This is a genomic window from Sphingobium sp. MI1205 (genome assembly GCF_001563285.1).
Taxonomy (GTDB): Bacteria; Pseudomonadota; Alphaproteobacteria; order Sphingomonadales; family Sphingomonadaceae; genus Sphingobium.
Map to the genome: position 1 here is coordinate 52,416 of NZ_CP005189.1, position 18,672 is coordinate 71,087.

The window sequence follows — 18,672 nt, forward strand, 5'->3', positions numbered from 1 at the left end:
TCGTGTTCAGCCTTCGTCATCATCTTCAGCACGGCGCGCGCGCGGCGCTGGCCGCCGCCACCCTTCTCTGTGCGGTTGCGCAGCCCGCAGCGGCGGCGCCCTATGGTCCCTATGCGAGCACGCCGGGCGAAGCATCGCTGGCCGAGGCGCTGGACAGCGCGCCGCCGAGCGCAGATCGCGCGGCCATGCTGGCGAGCATCGACGCGCTGCCCGATGCGACGGCGCGGGCCGACGCGCTGGGCCAGTTGACGCCGCGCAGCTACGCGTTGCTCCCGCGCCTCGCGATCCAGTCGATGGACGCCGCCGACCGGGAGATTCGGCACTATCTGGTCGAGCGGCGCAGCATCGCCATGGATGCGCCTGCGGACGTACCGGTGCGCGGCGAAGGCACGATCCACATGATGCTGACCGGCGGGCTGAAACAGGCGCGCTACGACGCCGGGTTCGACCGGCCCGAGGCGCGATCGGACAGCCGTTCGCTGCGCTTCGCCATCGACGTCAGTCCGGTCAAGAACCTGATCGTCGGCGCGACATTGGGCATAGACGGGATCGACGCCCGGCTCGACCCCGCACAGCGTCCGCGCATCACCGCGTTCAACAGCCAGATCGGCCCCTATGCCAGCTACCATAATGGCCGCTTCTACATCGACGCGACGGCGGGCTATAATTTCGCGGAATATAAGCTGCGGCGGCAGGTCGGGTGGAACGGCTTTTCCGACCGGCTGACGGCGGCCGCGGACGGCGATGGCTGGGCGGCTTCGGGCGAGGGGGGCGCGATGCTGCGCGCAGGGGCGGTGCGGGTGCAGCCCTTTGCCGGGCTGCAATATCGCCATGCCGATGTGGAAGGTATGCGCGAAGGCGGCGGTGCGGCGGCGCTGGAAGTCGCTGGCTATCGCACCCGGCTGATGCGCGCCGCGCTGGGTGCGCGGGCATCGACCAATGTGGACGTCGGCAACTGGACGCTGCGCCCCACTGTCGAGGCGCAATGGCAGCGCGAATTGCGCAAGCGGCCCGACAGCCGGATCGACGCGCGTTTCGTGGTGGGCGACCTGCCGATATTCTCGCTGCGGCCAGAGCGGCTGGATCGCGATGCGGGGCTGGTCAGCGCGAGCATCACCGCCACGCACAGCAGCCGCATGACGGTGCGGGCCGGTTATAGCGGAGAGTTTTCAGGCGACCGGCGGGTCCATGCCGCGACGCTTGCGCTGATCCGCCGCTTCTGACGGGCGCATTCCACCGAAACGGACCCAGTTACAGGGACGAAAGATGCGATCTGGCGCTAATGGCTTTGGCGGTAATGGAGGAAGGGCGAAGATGGCTGGATTGATCCGGGACATATTGTCGACCCTGTCTCGCGATGGCGCGCCTGCCCGCCCCGCCGTCGCGGAACAGGATGCGCTCAGCCGGTTGGACGAGCGGTTGACCAGCTTTACCCAGGCCGCGCTCGACAGCCGCGCGCCGATGTTGATCCGGCCTGCCGAATGCGCCGTCTGGGACGGCAATCCGCGCGACCAGCCCGGATTGAACCCGGACAGCTGCCGATCGCTGATCGAGTCGATCGCGGCGGAAGGGGGCAATCGCATTCCGGTGCTGGTGCGGCACAATCCCGACGCATCGGACCAGCCCTATCAGTTGCTGGTCGGCAGCAGGCGGCGCTTCGCGATCGACTGGCTCAATCATAATGGGCGGCCCGAACTGCGCCTCAATGCCCTGATCGTCGATCTGTCCGACGAGGAAGCATTTCGCCTTGCCGACATCGAGAATCGGGAGCGCGCCGATATTTGCGAGCTGGACCGCGCGCGCAGCTATCAGCAGGCGGTGGACCGTTTCTATGGCGGCGTTCAATCGCGCATGGCCGAGGCGTTGGGATTGTCGAATAGTCAGCTTAGCCGGCTGCTGGCCCTTGCCCAATTGCCTGAAGAGGTGATCGGAGCCTTTGCCACGAAGGAGGATTTGAAGGTTCGCTATTCCGAACTGCTGACGCCGCTGTTGCGCCGGACCGAACAGCGCGCGGACATGATCGCCGAAGCGCGGCGCATCGGCCAGGAACAGCAGGAGTGCGCCGCCGGGAAAGGATCAATGCTGCCGCCGGCCACTGTCTTGTCCCGCCTGCGGGAAGCCGCCGCCCGGCGCCCGCGCGACATGGCTGACATCGCGATTCTGGCAGGCGGGGAGCGTATTGGCCGGGCAAGGCCGGCGAAAGGCAGCATCATGCTGGACGTCACCATCGCCAGCGATGCTGATCTGGACGCCTTGTTCGCTACGTTGAGGGAAACCATATTGATGGCGCGCGCAGGGGCGTAGGCCAATGTTGCGCATGCGCAAAGCCGGCCGCCCATGCGTGGCCGACTGGCTCCAATGCGCAGCGTTGGCGCGCCCAGACATGCACAAGCGGACCGACGGGCTGCACGTCACGTTCGACAAGCGCGATTCCACACAGGCGGCATAAGTGCCGGGCCAGTAGCGCCCGGCATGGGCCTGGCGCTACTTGGCAGCATCGGATGACGCTCGACCTGATCGACGCGCGCATTCCATGCCATGATGACCGGGCGGCCCGGTGCTTCGCATGGGATTGCATATGCTGTGGCTTTTATCGCAGCGCGTCTTGACCATCTTGCTTTATCGATTGTTTCTGATGTCGCCGGTTCCGCACGGGACTGCCGCACGAGGACAAGAGATATGATGGACCGAATTTTCACCGCTCTCGCCACGCGGATCGCTGCCGCCGCGGGACAGCCGTTCAGCTTTGCGGTGGCGCTGGGGATTATAGTCATCTGGGGCGTCAGCGGCCCGTTGTTTCAATATTCCGACACATGGCAGCTCGTCATCAACACCGGCACGACGATCATTACTTTCCTGATGGTGTTCCTGATCCAGAACAGCCAGAATCGCGACGCGGCGGCGATGCAGGCGAAGCTGGACGAACTGATCCGCGCGCTCGATCCGGCACGCGAACAATTTATCGGCATCGAACATCGCAGCGCCAATGAGGTGGAACTGATCCGCGCGGCACTTGAGGAGGAAGTGGCCCATGCCGAAGGCAAGGCGCGAACCGCCCACAAGAGCATCGAGCACGTTCTTTGGCGCACTTAGGATATTTCCCGAGCGCCTGACTAACCTGCTGCCTCGGACTAGGTTTCAGGCGCGATCAGCCCCGCGCGCCCTGCCGTGCTGCTTCAGGCTCAGGCGCTCCGCCACCACAGAATGCCGATCAGCGATATCGACGCCTGGGGCGGCGCGATCAACACGACGGATCTGGAACGGAGCGACACGCTGATGCTGCGTAACATCATCATTTGTCAGAAGCGGAAATCGGACTGTGGAACGCGATTATGTGAATCAGATCGTCGAAGAACTGCAAGTGCAGGGCAATACCCTGGGACGGAAAGGCTCAGCTCCCCGCCCTTTCTGGAAAAGTTGCGCCTTGCCCGTTCAGGCGAGAACTCAATCACGGGCTGTGCGTTTCAGTCGTGCGGCGGCCGACTTGCGGCCCCACGTGGAGCCAATCATGTCTGTTCTCGTCGAATTCCCCGGCGGTGTGCACCGCGAAGTTCCCGCCCAGCTTCGACAGATATTCGCGCAGCAATGGGATGGCTCCGCCGAATTTGAGCAGGTTCCGCTGAACTGCGATCCCCATTGGAAATTTGAACGGCGCGGAACCCGCTGGGTCGCGGTCCCACGCAATGGTCAGTTGGTGGCCTTGCGTCCGAGGGATGTGGCCTGGTGGCAATTCGTGGACCTGATGGTCGAACATGAGCAGGGCATTGTCAGCGCCGCGCAAGCGGACGTCGAGCTTCCCTTCGATATGCAGCCCGCTGCATAACCATGCGGTTATCCACATCCAAATTACTGCGGTCCGCGCGGAACTGTTCAGGCGGTCGGAAGTTCCGGTCGGGCGGGAGATACTGTTGCTGACTTGTTAAAATCATGTCCCGGTCCAAAGGGTGGGTAAAGGGTGACGATTTCAGACCGGACTGTGGACGGCAATTTCCATAATTTTCTAAGCGGTGGCGGAGAGATGGGCGATCGGATCGCCCAATTCGACTGGTCTCGCACCGGCCTCGGCCCGATCGACAGGTGGTGCGGGGCGATGAGAAGCATGCTCGGCTTCGCGCTGCGATCCCCCGTGCCGATTGTGACGCTTTGGGGAGAAAAAGGCGTCATGATCTATAATGACGCCTACCGGCTGTTTGCCGGCGCGCGCCATCCCGCCCTGCTTGGCACCAATGTGTTGGAGGGCTGGCACGAAGTCGCCGATTTCAATGCCAATGTCATGCAGAAGGTCTACCGCGAAGGCGGTACGCTGTCCTATCAGGACCAGGAACTGACGCTGATCCGCGACGGCACGCCCAAGCAGTTGTGGACCGACCTGCAATATTCCCCGGTGCTCGATGAGGACGGCGCGCCAATCGGGGTCGTCGCGCTCGTCATCGAAACGACAGAAAAGGTGCTGGCAAGCCGCCGCCTTCAGGATGACCGCAATCGGCTCTGGTCCATCTCGCGCGATCTGCTGCTCGTCTGCGCGCTGGATGGCACCGTGACTGCGGTCAACCCCTCGGTCACGCGCATGCTGGGATGGGTCGAGGAGGAGATGGTTGGGCGACCGTTATATGATTTTATCCACCCCGCCGATCTGGACCGCACCAACATGGAAATGGCCAGCCTTGGCAATGGTTTTAGCACAATGTCTTTTGAAAACCGCTATCGCACGCGGGAAGGCGGGTATCGCCTGCTTGCCTGGACCGCTGTGCCCGACGCTGGCCGCATTCATGCCGTAGGACGCGACATCACTGACGAGCGCCACCTTGCGCGCGATCGTGACCGGATCTGGAACCTGTCGCCAGTGTTGAAGGTCGTTACCGACACACATGGTTATATCACGGACGTCAATCCGTCCTGGACCCAGACGCTTGGTTGGTCGCGCGAGGAGACGGTGGGCCGCCGCAGCACGGATTTCATGGTCGATGATGAAGCCGACTGGCATGGTCGCGTTGAAACGCTGCGGGCGGGGACGTCGATGCTGGATTATCGCAAGACCCTGCGCACCAAAAGTGGCGATCAGCGGACGATCCAGTGGACGACCGTGCCGGAAAACGACACCTTCTATGGCTTCGGCCGCGATATCACGGCGGAGATTGAGGCCGCTGCCGCCCTGGCCGATGCCGAGGCGGCGTTGCGCCAGTCGCAGAAGATGGAGGCCGTGGGCCAGCTGACCGGCGGGATCGCGCATGATTTCAACAACCTGCTCCAGGGTATCACCGGCAGTCTGGAGATCGTCCAGCGGCGGGTGGCGCAGGGGCGGCTGGACGAACTGGATCGCTTCATCACCGGCGCATCGACCGCTGCCAATCGCGCTGCGGCCCTGACGCACCGGCTGTTGGCATTTTCCCGCCGTCAGCCGCTGGATCCCAAGCCGATACGGGCCAACGCCCTCGTCGCGTCGATGGAGGACTTGCTTCGCCGCACCATTGGCGAACGGATCGAGCTGGAACTGGTACTCGCGGGCGGACTGTGGGTCACGAAGTGCGACCCCAACCAGCTGGAAAGCGCAATCCTGAACCTCGCGATCAACGCTCGCGATGCGATGCCCGACGGCGGCAAGTTGACGATAGAGACGTGCAACGCCCATCTCGACCGCGCCTATGTCGCGCGACAACGGGGCGTACGGCCGGGCCAATATGTTTGCCTGTGCGTCAGCGATACAGGCATCGGCATGAGCGCCGACACGATCAGCAAGGCGTTCGAACCCTTTTTCACGACGAAACCGATCGGCCAGGGCACGGGCCTGGGCCTGTCGATGATCTACGGCTTTGCGCAGCAGTCGGAAGGCTATGCCAAGATCTACAGCGAGGTTGGTCAGGGAACGACCTTCAAACTCTATCTGCCCCGTTACCGTGGCAGCGCAGAGGAGGAGGAAGGCGTCCCGCAACTGAGCGCCCTTCATCAGGCCGAGGACGGCGAAGTGGTTCTGGTGGTCGAGGATGAGGCCGTGGTGCGCGGTCTGATCATGGAAGAATTGCATGAACTTGGCTATGCCGCGCTGGAGGCGGTCGATGGCAACAGCGGCCTCGATATGCTGCGGTCGAAGCGCCGGATCGACCTCCTTGTCACCGACATTGGATTGCCGGGCCTGAACGGTCGCCAGCTGGCCGACGCGGCGAGGGAGCTGCGGCCTTCGCTCAAGATATTGTTCATGACCGGCTACGCGGAAAATGCCGCCCTTGCGTCGGGTTTCCTGGAACCGGGGATGGAAATGATCACAAAACCCTTCGCGATGGAGGCGCTGGCAACGCGCATCCGCGCAATGCTGACCGATCCGTCCTGATCACCTGGCGAGAGTCGCCGGAGATACGGTCAGGCGAGTTCGATTGCCATCGCGGTCGCTTCGCCACCGCCGATGCACAGGCTGGCGATGCCCCGTTTCAGGCCGCGATTTTCCAGCGCTGCGATCAGGGTGGTGAGGATGCGTGCGCCGCTGGCCCCGATCGGGTGACCCAATGCGGTCGCGCCGCCGTTGACGTTGAGCTTTTCGGTGGGGATGTTCAATTCCCTTGCGGCGATCATGGCGACGACGGCGAAGGCTTCGTTGACTTCAAACAGGTCGACGTCACCAACTGACCAACCTGCCCGCTCAAGCAGCCTGGCGATGGCGGGTACCGGAGCGGTGGTGAAACGGGCCGGTTCATGTGCGTGCGCGGCAGAGGCGATAACGGTCGCGAGGATCGGCAGGCCCAGTCGTTCCGCAACGCTGCGGCGGGTCATCACGAGCGCAGCCGCGCCGTCGGAGATGGACGACGAATTGGCGGCGGTGATCGTGCCGTCCTTGACGAAGGCGGGCTTGAGGGACGCGATCTTTTCGGGTCGCGCCTTGCCCGGCTGTTCGTCCGTGTCGACCAGCGTGTCGCCGGAACGGCCCGGCACCGATACGGCGACGATCTCGCGCTGGAAAGCGCCGCTGGCGATGGCCGCCTGAGCGCGTTCCAGGGATCGGACCGCATAGTCATCCTGCTGGGCGCGGGTAAACTGATAATCGCGGACGGCCTGTTCGGCAAAGACGCCCATGGCCTTGCCGGGTTCGTAGGCATCCTCCAGCCCGTCCATCATCATTGTGTCGATGATCCGGTCATGACCGATGCGCGCGCCGGAACGGTGCTTAGGCAGTGCATAGGGGGCGTTGGTCATGCTTTCCATGCCGCCTGCGACGATGATGTTGGCAGTTCCGGCGAGAAGCGCTTCCTGCGCCATGATCGCGGCCTGCATGCCCGAACCGCACATCTTGTTGATAGTCGTGGCTTCGACGGACTCCGGCAGGCCCGCGCCGAGTGCAGCCTGCCTTGCAGGGGCTTGCCCCAGTCCGGCGGCAAGGACGCAACCCATATAGATGCGGCCGATGCTATCGGTCGGAACATGTGCGCGGTCCGCTGCGGCCCTGACGGCGGCCGCGCCGAGTTCAGTCGCCTTGAGTGGGGATAGTGCGCCCTGGAACCCGCCCATGGGCGTTCTGGCATAGCCCACTATGACGACCGGATCGCGCATTTCTCATTCCCATCCCAAATTGCCCTGTGCGATATGAGAATTGTGGCGTCGTTTTGGCAGGGGGAGGGGGCAAAATAACGAATGAAGGTGCAAATTTTGCAGCGCTCGAGTGTCTGATGGAGCGAAGCTGAGCCTGGAAAACTTGTCAGGCGGCGCTATTCGCTGCGTGGATGCCGAAGGCCATTCGAGCGGCGTCGATAGTATATTGATATTCCTGGCTGTCAGGAACAAGATCGTGCCAGTCCTTGTTGGCAATAGTTGCGAAACTGTCTTGCCAGATCTTGCAGGCGATCAGTTGTATTTCAGTTTCCTTGGGAGCGCGCTGTGCTTCCAGGCAATCGCGTAGAATCGCGTGAAAAACAGCACCCCGGACTGGTGCGTGCTTCATTGGCATCCTCTCCAGCAGCCGATTCTTTGTTCAGCTTACCGTAACGGAAATTTACATAAGGCCGCGCCTCCGTCAACCATCATGCGAAATTTCCTGGCGATAACCTAAGTAAAGATTACAATCATTTGAAATCGTCTATACTTCTGCTCCGAGTGTATCGACGAGCATTTATAAGATATTGATAGTAAATATTTTTCGCGGCGAACTCGTACCCGGTAGGCGCGCTATATCAATTCCTGCGTGCGGAGACTTTCATCAGTGGCGCGCAATCCGTGCCCTGCACTCCTTCCATCCTACCCAAAAGAGTGAAGCTCAGTTCAACGAGGTTGCAGGACTTCTTTGAAGCCGCAGGGCCATCGCCTGGAAGCGGACGGCTCGTTCATTGTGCTGGGCGATGGTCGCCTGGTCTGCGCCGCGCAGACGGGCTTCTCTGGCCCGCCGCGCTTCCTTGGCCGCGCAGGCCGAAAAATGCGATGCGTCATGGGGGCGCATGACCCTGTCCTCTCTACTTCTTATGCCGACCCTTATATCATCGGGTCTGTCGCGGCAGCTATAATGCAGGTTATAAGCAAAAATGCTGCAATTTTCTGACCCTGTTTCACCAAAATTTTTTTATGCGTAATGGGCTGCGAAAACAGGGAAATTCCAGTCAACGGGCCGGGTCCGGGATCGTCCGTCCGCCCTTATTCCACGATGCATGGCGGAAGATATCGCGCAGAAAGCCGATGAAGGCATCGACGGCGGCGGGGCGACCGGCGGCGCGTGGGTGAACCGCATAAACGGCAAGATCATCGGGGCCTTCCCAGCCATCCAGGATGCGGACAAGTTTTCCTTCGGCCAGCAGGACGCCCACATCCCAGAGGGAGCGGAGGGCGATGCCGGTGCCGGTCAGCGCCAGTTCGCGGACGATCTCGCTGGAGTTGGTGCGCACATGGCTGCGGCCGTCGATCAGCTTGCGCGACCGGCCGTTGACCAGCCGCCAGGGAAGCTGTCCTTCCGCGGCGAGCAGCCGGTGGTCGGGCAGGTCGGCGATTTTTCGAGGCGCTTCATGCGCGGCGAGATAGGCCGGACTGGCGCACAGGATGCGGCGGTTGGCGGCCAGATGATGTCCTTCCAGATGATGTGGAATGGCATCGGTTATGCGAATGGCGACGTCGATGCGCTGGGCCAGCAGGTCTTCATAAGCGTCGGAAAGATTGAGTTGGAGTTCGACCCTTGGATGGGCGTCGAGGAAGCGGCCGACATGCGGCGCGACATGCAGCCGGCCAAATGATGTCGGGGCGGAGATGCGCAGCGATCCCGTTGCGGCGCGGTGGCGGTTCATGACCCGGTCCTCGGCCTGCTGGATCGCTTCCAGAATGGCGACGATGTCCCGATGAAGGATAGCCCCTTCCTCGGTCAGCGCCAGCCTGCGGGTGGTGCGGTGGACCAGGCGGACGCCAAGGCGTGTTTCAAGGCGCGAAATGCGCTTCGACATCATCGCTGGCGAAATGTTGAGTATCCGGCCCGCTGCCGACAGACTGCCCGCGTCGATCGCCCTAGCGAACAGAACATAATCCGGGTCCATCGTCATCTTTTCCCCACAGGAAAATATCTTTCAACCTTTTGTTGCCTAGTGCGAGGATGGCCAAGGGTCTATAGGCGAAGCGCAGTCTTTTTGCGGAGTGTTTCCATGCCCGACATGATCGAAAAATCCGGCCTGAAGGTCGCCGCGCCGCTGGCGGGCTTCATTGATGAGCAGGTTTTGCCGGGGACCGGCATTGACGCCGCGTCCTTCTGGAGCGGGGTGGCAGGGATTTTCGCGCAGTTCGCGCCGCGCAATGCCGCTCTGCTGGCAAAGCGGGACGCGATCCAGGCACAGATTGATGCATGGCATGCCGCGCGGACCGGGCAGAAGCTGGATAACGGAGCCTATCAGGCGTTCCTGACGGAGATCGGTTATCTCACGCCGGAGCCTGCGCCTTTCGCCATCGGATCGACGCGGGTCGATGATGAACTGGCGACGCTGGCCGGTCCGCAGCTGGTCGTGCCGATCCTCAACGCGCGGTTCCTGCTGAACGCCGCCAATGCGCGCTGGGGCAGCCTGTATGACGCGCTGTACGGCTCCGATGCGATCACCGACACGCCTGCTGGCAAGGGCTATGACGCGGCGCGCGGCGCGCAGGTCATCGCTTGGGCCAAGGCGTTTCTGGATCGGGCGGTTCCGCTGGCCGAAGGAAGCTGGACCGACTGGACGGGCGGCGCGCCTGTGCTGCGTGATCCAACGCAACTGGCGGGCCGCGCTGGCGACAATATCCTGCTGCGCAACAACGGCCTGCATATCGAGCTGGTGATCGACGCCGTACATCCCATCGGGCGGGATGATCCGGCGCATCTGGCCGACATTGTTCTGGAATCGGCGCTGTCGACGATCTGCGACCTGGAGGATTCGGTCGCGGCGGTGGACGCTGTCGACAAGGTTGCGGCCTATGCCAATTGGCTGGGGCTGATGAAGGGCGAACTGGAAGAGACGTTCGACAAGAATGGCGCGATGATGACGCGGCGGTTAAATGGCGATCGCAGCTATGTCGCGCCGGACGGAAGCAGCTTCACGCTGCCGGGACGGTCGCTGCTGTTCGTGCGCAATGTCGGCCATCTGATGACGACGCCCGCCGTGCGGCTGGCCGATGGGACGGAGGCGCCGGAGGGGATATTGGATGGCATCGTCACCACCCTGATCGCCTTGCATGACCTTCGCCGGAAGGGGCGTTTCGTCAACAGCCGCGCGGGCAGCATCTATATCGTCAAGCCCAAGATGCACGGGCCGGAAGAGGTCGCCTTCACCAACGACCTGTTCGATGCGATCGAGGATTTGCTGGGCCTGGACCGGCATCAGCTGAAGGTCGGGGTGATGGATGAAGAGCGGCGGACGTCCGCCAACCTTGCCGCCTGCATCCATGCGGTGCGCGACCGGATCGTGTTCATCAACACCGGCTTCCTCGATCGCACGGGCGATGAAATCCACACGTCGATGCGCGCGGGCCCGATGATCCGCAAGGGCGACATGAAGGGCGCGGCGTGGATCAAGGCCTATGAAGATCGCAATGTGCAGATCGGCCTTGCCTGCGGGCTGTCCGGCAAGGCGCAGATCGGCAAGGGCATGTGGGCCGCGCCAGACCGGATGGCGGACATGCTGGACCAGAAGATCGGACATCCCATGACGGGCGCGAATACGGCCTGGGTGCCATCGCCTACTGCCGCGACGCTGCACGCCACGCATTATCAATCGGTCGATGTGTTCGCGCGGCAGGAAGAGCGGAAGGCTGAGCCGGTGGCGGGGCTGGATGCCTTGCTCACGATCCCGCTGGCGGCGGGGCAGAACTGGTCTCCGCAGGATATACGCGACGAGCTGGATAATAATGCGCAGGGCATATTGGGCTATGTCGTGCGCTGGGTGGACCAGGGCGTCGGCTGTTCCAAGGTGCCGGACATTCATGACATCGGCTTGATGGAGGACCGCGCGACGTTGCGCATTTCCTCGCAACATATCGCCAACTGGTTGCTGCATGGCGTGTGTTCAGCCGATGAGGTCGAGGCGGCGCTGCGGCGGATGGCGGCAAAGGTCGATGCGCAGAATGCGGGCGATCCGCTCTACCAGCCGATGAGCGGGCGGGAAGAGAGCAGCCTGGCGTTCCAGGCGGCGCGGGCGCTGGTTTTCGAAGGCGTGGCGCAGCCCAATGGCTATACCGAGCCGTTGCTGCATGCCTATCGCGCGCGGGTGAAGGCGGCCTAGATCAGCAGGGCATAGGCCGCGCATGTCACGGCGGAGCAGAGCAGCACCGGCAGGACGCCGGCCTTGAACTGCTGCATGCCGCTGCTGCTCATCGGTCGTGCCTTCGACGGGAGCCTTTGATTTTTCGCGCAAGGCGCAGAGTTCGCAAAGGTTTTGAAGGCACTTCTGGATGAGAGGCTTTGGTCAGCCGACGCCCCGTAGCAGTTCTATCAGCGCCATTGCCGCGCGGGTTACGTCTTCCCAAGTCTCGTCGAAGCCCGCATCCTCGCCGAAATAGGGGTCGGCGACGCTGGTGCCTTCGCGGCCGGGGACGATGTCCATGAGGAGGCGGAGGTGGGCGGTGCCGTCTGAGGGGCGGATGCGGCGAAGGTTTTTCAGGTTTTCCGCGTCCAGGGCGAAAATATGTTCAAAGCGGTGAAAATCCTGGGGCGTTACCTGCCGGCCGCGATAGGTGGATATGTCGATGCCGTTACGCAGCGCGACCGCCTGCGCGCGGCTGTCCGGCGGGCAATCGACATGCCAGTCGCCGGTGCCAGCGGAATCCACCTGGATGGAAAGTCCTGCGCGTTCGGCTTCGGCGCGCAGCGCGGCTTCCGCCAGTGGCGAGCGGCAGATATTGCCGAGGCAGACGAAGAGGACGGAGACGCTCATCCTTCGGCCGCTGCGGTGGAGAGGCCGAGTTGGGGCACGCCGATCGAGCGCCGGCCGCCAAAGTCGGTGCGCGCGACGATGACGCCGATCTTTTCCATATAGTCGATGAGGCGGCGGACCCGGCCCGGCGAACTGGTGCCATAGGCGCGCGCGAGGGCGGCATCGTCGGGGCAGGGCAGGCCCTGCATCGCGGCGCGGGCGATGAGGAGGAAGGGGGCCAGCATGTCTTCGGGCAGGGGCTGGGCCGCCTTCATCGCATCGTCCCAGCGCGGGTCGGCGGCGTCGAACATGCCCGCCTGCGCCATGGCGAACCGCTTGCGGAAGGCGGAAAGGTCGAGCGGAGGCGTGCGCAGCCCCTTCATCCGGCAACGGACGCCGAAATCCTGATAGAGAGTCGAGACGCTGGGCTGCGCGTCGCCAAGGTCGGCGACGATCTCTTCAAGGACAGCGATGACCACCGGCTCGTTCTGGCCGAAGTCGAGTTCGGGCGCGGCTGGCTTTGCCGAGGGCGTGTTGGCGAGCGCGCGCATCAGCTCTTCCGCAGGTAGGGGCGGTGGTGCGGCGCGGGGCGGCGGAGGCGGGAGCGCGTCATCCTCGCCCGCGCTGGCGAAGAGCAGTTCCTGCATATTTTCGGTCGCGGCGGCCGGGGGCGGCATCAGCTTGTGCGTGCCGCCGCGCGTGCTGGTTTTCACCGCGCCGATTTTCACGGCGACCGGGCGGCGGCAGATGGCGGGGCCAAGCGCGAGGAAGCGGCCGCGTTCCAGATCGCGTATCTGTTCGGCCTGACGGCGCTCCATGCCCAGCAGGTCGGCGGCGCGGGCCATGTCGATGTCGAGGAAGGTGCGGCCCATCAGGAAGTTGGACGCTTCCGCAGCAACATTCTTGGCAAGCTTGGCAAGCCGCTGGGTGGCGATGACGCCTGCCAGGCCGCGCTTGCGGCCCCGGCACATGAGGTTGGTCATGGCGGCGAGCGACAGGCGGCGGGCTTCGTCGGAGACGTCTCCGGCGGCGACAGGCGCGAACATCTGCGCTTCATCGACCACGACAAGGGCGGGATACCAATGGTCGCGCGGCGCGTCGAACAGGGTGGACAGGAAAGTGGCGGCGCATTTCATCTGCGCTTCCAGTTCCAGGCTTTCGAGGCTGAGGACCACCGAGGCGCGATGTTCGCGGATGCGCATCGCCATCTTGACGATTTCCCGCTCATTATAATCGCCCGCGTCGATGACGACATGGCCATATTCATCGGCCAGCGTGACGAAGTCGCCTTCGGGGTCGATGACCACCTGCTGCACCAGCGTCGCGCTTTCTTCCAGCAAACGGCGCAGGAGGTGCGACTTGCCCGAGCCCGAATTGCCCTGAACGAGCAGGCGGGTGGCGAGCAGTTCCTCTACGTCGATCGGAACGGGATTGCCGTTGCCGTCGGTTCCTATGCTGATGGTGGCGGTCACAGCAGCGTCTTTGGCCCATAGGATGGCATTCGCGCAAGGGCGGCGTGCGGGCTTCGACCAGCTCAGCCCGAACGGGGGAGGCGTATGTCGGGTGGGTTCCCCTTGACCCCATCATTGGTGCAGTGCAGCATCCACATTATGGCGACTCCTGTATCCTCTACTCCGCCCGTCACGCAAAATCCTGACATCCGTTATCTCGGACGCCTGTTGGGCGATGTGATCCGGGCCTATGGCGGGGACAGGCTGTACCGGCAGACGGAATATATCCGGTCGGCATCGGTCGATCGGGCGCGCGGCATCCACGGGGTGGATGTGGTCGATACCGGGCTGGAGGCGTTGAGCCTGGACGATACGCTATCCTTCGTACGCGGCTTCATGCTGTTTTCGATGCTGGCCAATCTGGCCGAGGATCGGCAGGGCGTGGCGGCAGATCCTGACGCCGATGTCGAATCCGCCATAGAGCGGCTGGCGTCGCACGGGATCGATCGGGATGCGGTGCTCGCGCTGCTCAACAATGCGCTGATCGTGCCAGTGCTGACCGCCCACCCGACCGAGGTGCGGCGCAAGAGCATGATCGACCACAAGAATCGCATCGCCGACCTGATGCTGTTGAAGGATGCGGGGCGCAGCGAGACCGATGAGGGCGAGGATCTGGACGAGGCGATTGCCCGGCAGATCGCGCTGCTGTGGCAAACCCGGCCTTTGCGGCGGCAAAAGCTGTTCGTGCAGGACGAGATCGACAATGTCCTGACCTATTTCCGGGACGTTTTCCTGCCGGTCCTGCCTGCGCTCTACGCCCGGTGGGAGCGCGTGTTGGGCGTGCGGCCGCCCAGTTTCCTGCGCGTGGGCAACTGGATCGGTGGGGACCGGGACGGCAATCCCTTTGTCCAGGCCCCGCAATTGCGGTCTGCATTGGCGCGCGGATGCGAGGCGGCGGTCGGCTATTATCTCGACGCGCTGCACGCATTGGGTGCGGAATTGTCGCTTTCGACCGAACTGGCGCATGTGCCGGACGGCGTTCTGGCGTTGGCTGAGGCGAGCGGCGACACATCGCCCAGCCGACAGGATGAACCCTATCGCCGCGCGATTTCCGGCATCTATGCCCGGCTGGCGGCGACATATCGCACGATGGTCGGGCATGAACCGCCACGGCCTTCCCGGTTGACGGGCGAACCCTATGCGCAGCCGGGCGACCTGCGGCGGGATCTGGTCACCGTGGCGCAGGGGCTGGCGGGCGAGGGGGACGGCGCGCTGGCGACCGGCGGGGCGCTGGGGCGCTTGATCCGGGCGGTGGAGACGTTCGGCTTTCATCTCGCGACGCTGGACATGCGGCAGAATAGCGATGTGCATGAGCGGGTCGTTACCGAACTGCTGAAGGTCGCAGGAGTGCAGGACGATTATGCGGCGTTGGACGAATATGCGCGCATCGCCCTGCTGCGGCGGGAACTGGCGAGCAATCGTCCGCTGGGTACGCGCTTTTCGGAATATTCGGAGGAGACGGCGTCGGAGCTGGCGATCGTGCAGGCGGCGGCGGACGCGCACCGCATCTACGGCCCGGCGTGCATCAGCCACTATATCATTTCAAAGGCGGAAAGCGTTTCGGACCTGCTGGAGGTCAACCTGCTGCTGAAGGAAGCGGGCCTGTGGCGCACGGGCAAGGACAATGCGCCCGCGCAGGCGGCGATCATGGCCGTGCCGCTGTTCGAGACCATCGCCGACCTTGAGGCCGCGCCCAGCATCATGGCCGCCTATTTCGGACTGCCGGAAATAGCCGGTGTCGTCCGGGAACGCGGTCATCAGGAAGTGATGATCGGCTATTCCGATAGCAACAAGGATGGCGGCTACATGACATCGACCTGGTCGCTATACCAGGCGAGCAAGGCGCTGGCGCCGGTGTTCGAAAGGGCGGGGACGGCGATGCAGCTGTTCCATGGCCGTGGCGGTGCGGTCGGGCGCGGCGGCGGGTCATCCTTTGCCGCGATCCAGGCGCAGCCCAAGGGCACGGTGCAGGGACGCATCCGCATCACCGAACAGGGCGAGGTGATCGCCGCCAAGTTCGGCACGCGCGATGTGGCGATGACCAATCTGGAGGCGATGACGAGCGCCACGCTGCTCGCCAGCCTGGAGCCACAGGGTATTTCGGACCGGGATGCGGCGCGCTTCACCGCGGCGATGGACGAGTTGTCGAAAAGCGCCTTTTCCGCCTATCGCGACCTTGTCTACGGCACGGAAGGGTTCAAGGAATTTTTCCGCCAGCTGACGCCGATACAGGAGATTTCAGGCCTGAAGATCGGGTCGCGGCCCGCAAGCCGGACCAAGAGCACGCGGATCGAGGATTTGCGCGCGATTCCCTGGGTGTTCAGCTGGTCGCAGGCGCGCGTGATGTTGCCGGGCTGGTACGGCATGGGACAGGCGTTCGAGGCGTTCGGTGACAAGGCGCTGCTGGCCGACATGGCGCAATGCTGGTCCTTCCTTCAGTCGGCGCTGGCCAATCTGGAGATGGTGTTGGCGAAGTCGGACCTGGGGATTGCCGCCCATTATCTGCCGCTGGTCGAGGATCAGGCGGTCGGTGGGGCGATATTCGACCGGATCCGGCAAGGTTGGGAACTGACCCATGACGGGCTGCTGGCGGCGACCGGGCAATCGCGGCTGCTGGAAAAGAATCCCAAGCTGGACGAATCGATCCGGCTGCGCCTGCCTTATATCGAGCCGCTGAACCTGCTGCAGGTAGAATTGATGAAGCGGCATCGCGGCGGCGAGGATGACCCGCGCGTCAAGGAAGGGATCGAGCTGTCCATCAACGCGATCGCGACGGCATTGCGTAATAGCGGATAGGGGAATCCGGGACGGCGGCAGTCCACGCCGCCCCGAACCCCTGGCCTTCTGGAAGGAAGGCGCAAGGCGTCAGACAGGCCGACACGCGACCTTTCCAATAATGATCCTTAGGCAAATCGCTTTGTTCAGATGAAGGCTGGATGAACGATGTTGTCGTGTGGGCGCAAAGAAGTCGAAGTGCGACTGCAAAGCGCTGGACAGCAGAAGCTGTCTGGTTTTCATTCACAACCAATTCAACCGGCGAACGTTATCCTGCCATTATTGGAGAGAAGGAGAGAGGCAATGACGTGGTCCGGACAGAAGCTTCTGGCTGCGATTGGCCTTGCTGGTACGGTCGCTTTGGGCGGCTGCGGCTATGACAATGGCTATTATGGCGGCGTCAGTGTCGGGTCCGGCTATTATGCTGGCGGCTATTACGATGATTATTGGGGTCCGGGCTATTACCAGCCGGGCTATTATGGCGGTTGGTATAACGGCTTCTATTATCCCGGCAGTGGTTATTACGTCTATGATCGCGGTGGCCGCCGTCATCGCTGGAACGATGGTCAGCGGCGCTATTGGGAAGGCCGGCGTGGCCAGCAGGCCCAGCGCGGCGAGCATTGGCGCGGCAGTCTGGCGCGGCCCGAACAGGGCGAGCGGCGGAACTGGCGCGGTGGCCGTGGGCGCGACCGTGGCGATGCTGTCGCTCCGCCCGTAGCGCGCAGCGAGCCGCGGGGCGGCAGCCCGCGCGGAAGCTGGAGCGGTGGCCGGTCTGGCCGGTCGGGCGACTCCGGCGGCTCACGATCCGACGGCGACAACAATTGGCGCGGGACTTTGCGGCGCTGATGCGGGCCAAGGGGGCAGCCGCCGCGCTTGTCGCATGTCTTTCGCTCGCCGCCTGTGACGGGCGGGAGGAAAGCGCGATCGACAATCTCGCCAACGGCGCCAACGCGGCGCAGGTGCAAAACAACCTGCAGGCGGAGGCGCGTACGCTGTTGGAACCGCTAAAGCCGCCTGAGCCCGGAACGCCGGGCGGGTTGCCCGACGACGGGACGCCGTTGGAAGAGGGTGCGATCGATCCCGATGGGCCGCAAGGCGCTGCGCAACTCGTGCAGGGCTATTATGGCCTGTTGGAGGAGCGCCGGTTCGATGAGGCGCAGGACCTGTGGAACGATCAGAGCGCCGTGGGTGCCGAGGATGCCGAAGCTTTCGCGCGGCGATTCCGCAGTTTCAGCGAGATCCACGCCAATATCGGTGCGCCGGGGCAGATTGAGGGCGCGGCGGGATCGCTGTATGTGACGGTGCCCGTGCAGGTTTACGGGCGGCTCGCGGCGAACGGCAAGCCTTGGTACAGGCTGCGGCAGGTGACGCTGCGGCGGGCCAATGATGTGCCGGGATCGAGCGATGCGGACCGGCGCTGGCATATCGAGGCGATTGGGCCTTACGTTCCGCCTGAAAATCAAGACGCGGCGAGCAACGTTGCGGAGTGACGCTTGACTGACCGTTCCTGTCGAGCGAAGCCGGGACACTGCATGCGCGATGTTCTTCGGCTTCGCTCGACGCGGATTGAGCGGTCAGCTTTTAGGAAATGCTGGCCTTAACGATCTTGCCCGGCGTACGCGGCGGCTCACCCTTGGGCAGGGCATCGACATGTTCCATGCCGGAGGTGACTTCGCCCCATACGGTATACTGACCGTCAAGGAAGGTTGCGTCGTCGAAGCAGATGAAGAACTGGCTGTTCGCGCTGTTCGGGTTCGACGAGCGGGCCATCGAACAGACGCCACGGACATGCGGTTCGCGGCTGAATTCAGCCTTCAGGTCAGGCAGCTTCGACCCGCCCATGCCCGTGCCGGTCGGATCGCCGCCCTGCGCCATGAAACCGGGGATGACGCGGTGGAAGACGACGCCATCGTAAAAGCCGTCTTTCGCCAGTTCAGCGATGCGTTCGACATGGCCGGGCGCCAGATCGGGACGCAGCTTGATGACGACATCGCCGCCGCTGTCGAGGGTGAGGGTGAGCGTTTCGTCGGCCATGAAATTCTCCTCTTTCGGGGGAGTGT

At 63.5% G+C, this 18,672-nt stretch carries 15 protein-coding genes; 9 read left to right on the top strand and 6 right to left on the bottom strand.

Annotated features, from left to right (window positions below):
* Positions 1 to 2: 2 nt before the first annotated feature.
* From K663_RS16725 to K663_RS16745, 5 genes are all read left to right on the top strand, one after another.
* Positions 3 to 1,223, top strand: a complete 1,221-nt coding sequence (locus K663_RS16725) for an autotransporter outer membrane beta-barrel domain-containing protein (protein WP_235589595.1) — start codon at positions 3 to 5, stop codon at positions 1,221 to 1,223.
* A gap of 91 nt (positions 1,224 to 1,314) precedes the next feature.
* On the top strand, positions 1,315 to 2,304 hold the full coding sequence (locus K663_RS16730) for a ParB/RepB/Spo0J family partition protein (protein WP_062121175.1): 990 nt from the start codon (positions 1,315 to 1,317) through the stop codon (positions 2,302 to 2,304).
* A gap of 378 nt (positions 2,305 to 2,682) precedes the next feature.
* Positions 2,683 to 3,093 (top strand): low affinity iron permease family protein, encoded by a 411-nt coding sequence (locus K663_RS16735; protein ID WP_062121640.1) that lies wholly within the window; start codon positions 2,683 to 2,685, stop codon positions 3,091 to 3,093.
* A 226-nt stretch (positions 3,094 to 3,319) separates the two neighbouring features.
* Positions 3,320 to 3,823, top strand: coding sequence for a hypothetical protein (locus tag K663_RS23960; protein ID WP_145902350.1), 504 nt, complete (start codon positions 3,320 to 3,322; stop codon positions 3,821 to 3,823).
* Between the two features lie 195 nt (positions 3,824 to 4,018).
* The gene (locus tag K663_RS16745; RefSeq protein ID WP_062121180.1) at positions 4,019 to 6,325 is read left to right on the top strand and encodes a PAS domain S-box protein; all 2,307 of its coding nucleotides are present in this window, start codon (positions 4,019 to 4,021) and stop codon (positions 6,323 to 6,325) included.
* Between the two features lie 29 nt (positions 6,326 to 6,354).
* Here the strand turns inward: K663_RS16745 and K663_RS16750 are convergent, their stop codons facing one another.
* From K663_RS16750 to K663_RS16765, 3 genes are all read right to left on the bottom strand, one after another.
* Entirely contained in the window at positions 6,355 to 7,536 is a 1,182-nt protein-coding gene (locus K663_RS16750; RefSeq protein ID WP_062121182.1) for an acetyl-CoA C-acyltransferase, read from the bottom strand.
* Positions 7,537 to 7,681: 145 nt separating this feature from the next.
* Entirely contained in the window at positions 7,682 to 7,930 is a 249-nt protein-coding gene (locus K663_RS16755; protein WP_145902351.1) for a hypothetical protein, read from the bottom strand.
* A 643-nt stretch (positions 7,931 to 8,573) separates the two neighbouring features.
* Positions 8,574 to 9,491, bottom strand: a complete 918-nt coding sequence (locus tag K663_RS16765) for a LysR family transcriptional regulator (protein WP_201026716.1) — start codon at positions 9,489 to 9,491, stop codon at positions 8,574 to 8,576.
* A 105-nt stretch (positions 9,492 to 9,596) separates the two neighbouring features.
* On the opposite strand from K663_RS16765, the gene K663_RS16770 reads away from it, so the two are divergent.
* Entirely contained in the window at positions 9,597 to 11,696 is a 2,100-nt protein-coding gene (locus tag K663_RS16770) for a malate synthase G (protein WP_062121189.1), read from the top strand.
* A gap of 183 nt (positions 11,697 to 11,879) precedes the next feature.
* Here K663_RS16770 and K663_RS16775 read toward each other — a convergent pair whose 3' ends face one another.
* Positions 11,880 to 12,347 (bottom strand): low molecular weight protein-tyrosine-phosphatase, encoded by a 468-nt coding sequence (locus K663_RS16775; RefSeq protein ID WP_062121191.1) that lies wholly within the window; start codon positions 12,345 to 12,347, stop codon positions 11,880 to 11,882.
* Positions 12,344 to 13,798, bottom strand: coding sequence for an ATP-binding protein (locus K663_RS16780; RefSeq protein WP_062121193.1), 1,455 nt, complete (start codon positions 13,796 to 13,798; stop codon positions 12,344 to 12,346). Before K663_RS16780 ends, K663_RS16775 begins: the two co-directional genes overlap by 4 nt.
* A gap of 138 nt (positions 13,799 to 13,936) precedes the next feature.
* Between K663_RS16780 and ppc the strand changes: the two genes are divergently transcribed.
* The 3 genes from ppc (at position 13,937) to K663_RS16795 (ending at position 18,102) form a co-directional block, all read left to right on the top strand.
* On the top strand, positions 13,937 to 16,633 hold the full coding sequence (gene ppc / locus K663_RS16785; RefSeq protein WP_062121194.1) for a phosphoenolpyruvate carboxylase: 2,697 nt from the start codon (positions 13,937 to 13,939) through the stop codon (positions 16,631 to 16,633).
* 282 nt (positions 16,634 to 16,915) lie between these two features.
* A complete protein-coding gene (locus K663_RS16790) occupies positions 16,916 to 17,458 on the top strand; it encodes a hypothetical protein (protein WP_062121196.1) in 543 nt (180 codons plus the stop codon).
* Positions 17,458 to 18,102, top strand: coding sequence for a hypothetical protein (locus K663_RS16795; RefSeq protein WP_062121641.1), 645 nt, complete (start codon positions 17,458 to 17,460; stop codon positions 18,100 to 18,102). The genes K663_RS16790 and K663_RS16795 overlap by 1 nt, the downstream gene beginning before the upstream one ends.
* Positions 18,103 to 18,193: 91 nt before the next feature.
* Here the strand turns inward: K663_RS16795 and K663_RS16800 are convergent, their stop codons facing one another.
* Positions 18,194 to 18,646: a peptidylprolyl isomerase gene (locus tag K663_RS16800; protein WP_062121198.1), complete on the bottom strand. Its 453-nt coding sequence runs from the start codon at positions 18,644 to 18,646 to the stop codon at positions 18,194 to 18,196.
* Positions 18,647 to 18,672 lie beyond the last annotated feature (26 nt).

Excerpts from the sequence above, each read along its gene's own strand:
- K663_RS16735 (WP_062121640.1), top strand. The coding sequence starts at position 2,683 with ATGGACCGAATTTTCACCGCTCTCGCCACGCGGATCGCTGCCGCCGCG.
- ppc (WP_062121194.1), top strand. The coding sequence starts at position 13,937 with ATGGCGACTCCTGTATCCTCTACTCCGCCCGTCACGCAAAATCCTGAC.
- K663_RS16770 (WP_062121189.1), top strand. The coding sequence starts at position 9,597 with ATGCCCGACATGATCGAAAAATCCGGCCTGAAGGTCGCCGCGCCGCTG.
- K663_RS16800 (WP_062121198.1), bottom strand. The coding sequence starts at position 18,646 with ATGGCCGACGAAACGCTCACCCTCACCCTCGACAGCGGCGGCGATGTC.
- K663_RS16750 (WP_062121182.1), bottom strand. The coding sequence starts at position 7,536 with ATGCGCGATCCGGTCGTCATAGTGGGCTATGCCAGAACGCCCATGGGC.
- K663_RS16730 (WP_062121175.1), top strand. The coding sequence starts at position 1,315 with ATGGCTGGATTGATCCGGGACATATTGTCGACCCTGTCTCGCGATGGC.
- K663_RS16795 (WP_062121641.1), top strand. The coding sequence starts at position 17,458 with ATGCGGGCCAAGGGGGCAGCCGCCGCGCTTGTCGCATGTCTTTCGCTC.
- K663_RS16775 (WP_062121191.1), bottom strand. The coding sequence starts at position 12,347 with ATGAGCGTCTCCGTCCTCTTCGTCTGCCTCGGCAATATCTGCCGCTCG.
- K663_RS16765 (WP_201026716.1), bottom strand. The coding sequence starts at position 9,491 with ATGGACCCGGATTATGTTCTGTTCGCTAGGGCGATCGACGCGGGCAGT.
- K663_RS16755 (WP_145902351.1), bottom strand. The coding sequence starts at position 7,930 with ATGCCAATGAAGCACGCACCAGTCCGGGGTGCTGTTTTTCACGCGATT.
- K663_RS16790 (WP_062121196.1), top strand. The coding sequence starts at position 16,916 with ATGACGTGGTCCGGACAGAAGCTTCTGGCTGCGATTGGCCTTGCTGGT.
- K663_RS16745 (WP_062121180.1), top strand. The coding sequence starts at position 4,019 with ATGGGCGATCGGATCGCCCAATTCGACTGGTCTCGCACCGGCCTCGGC.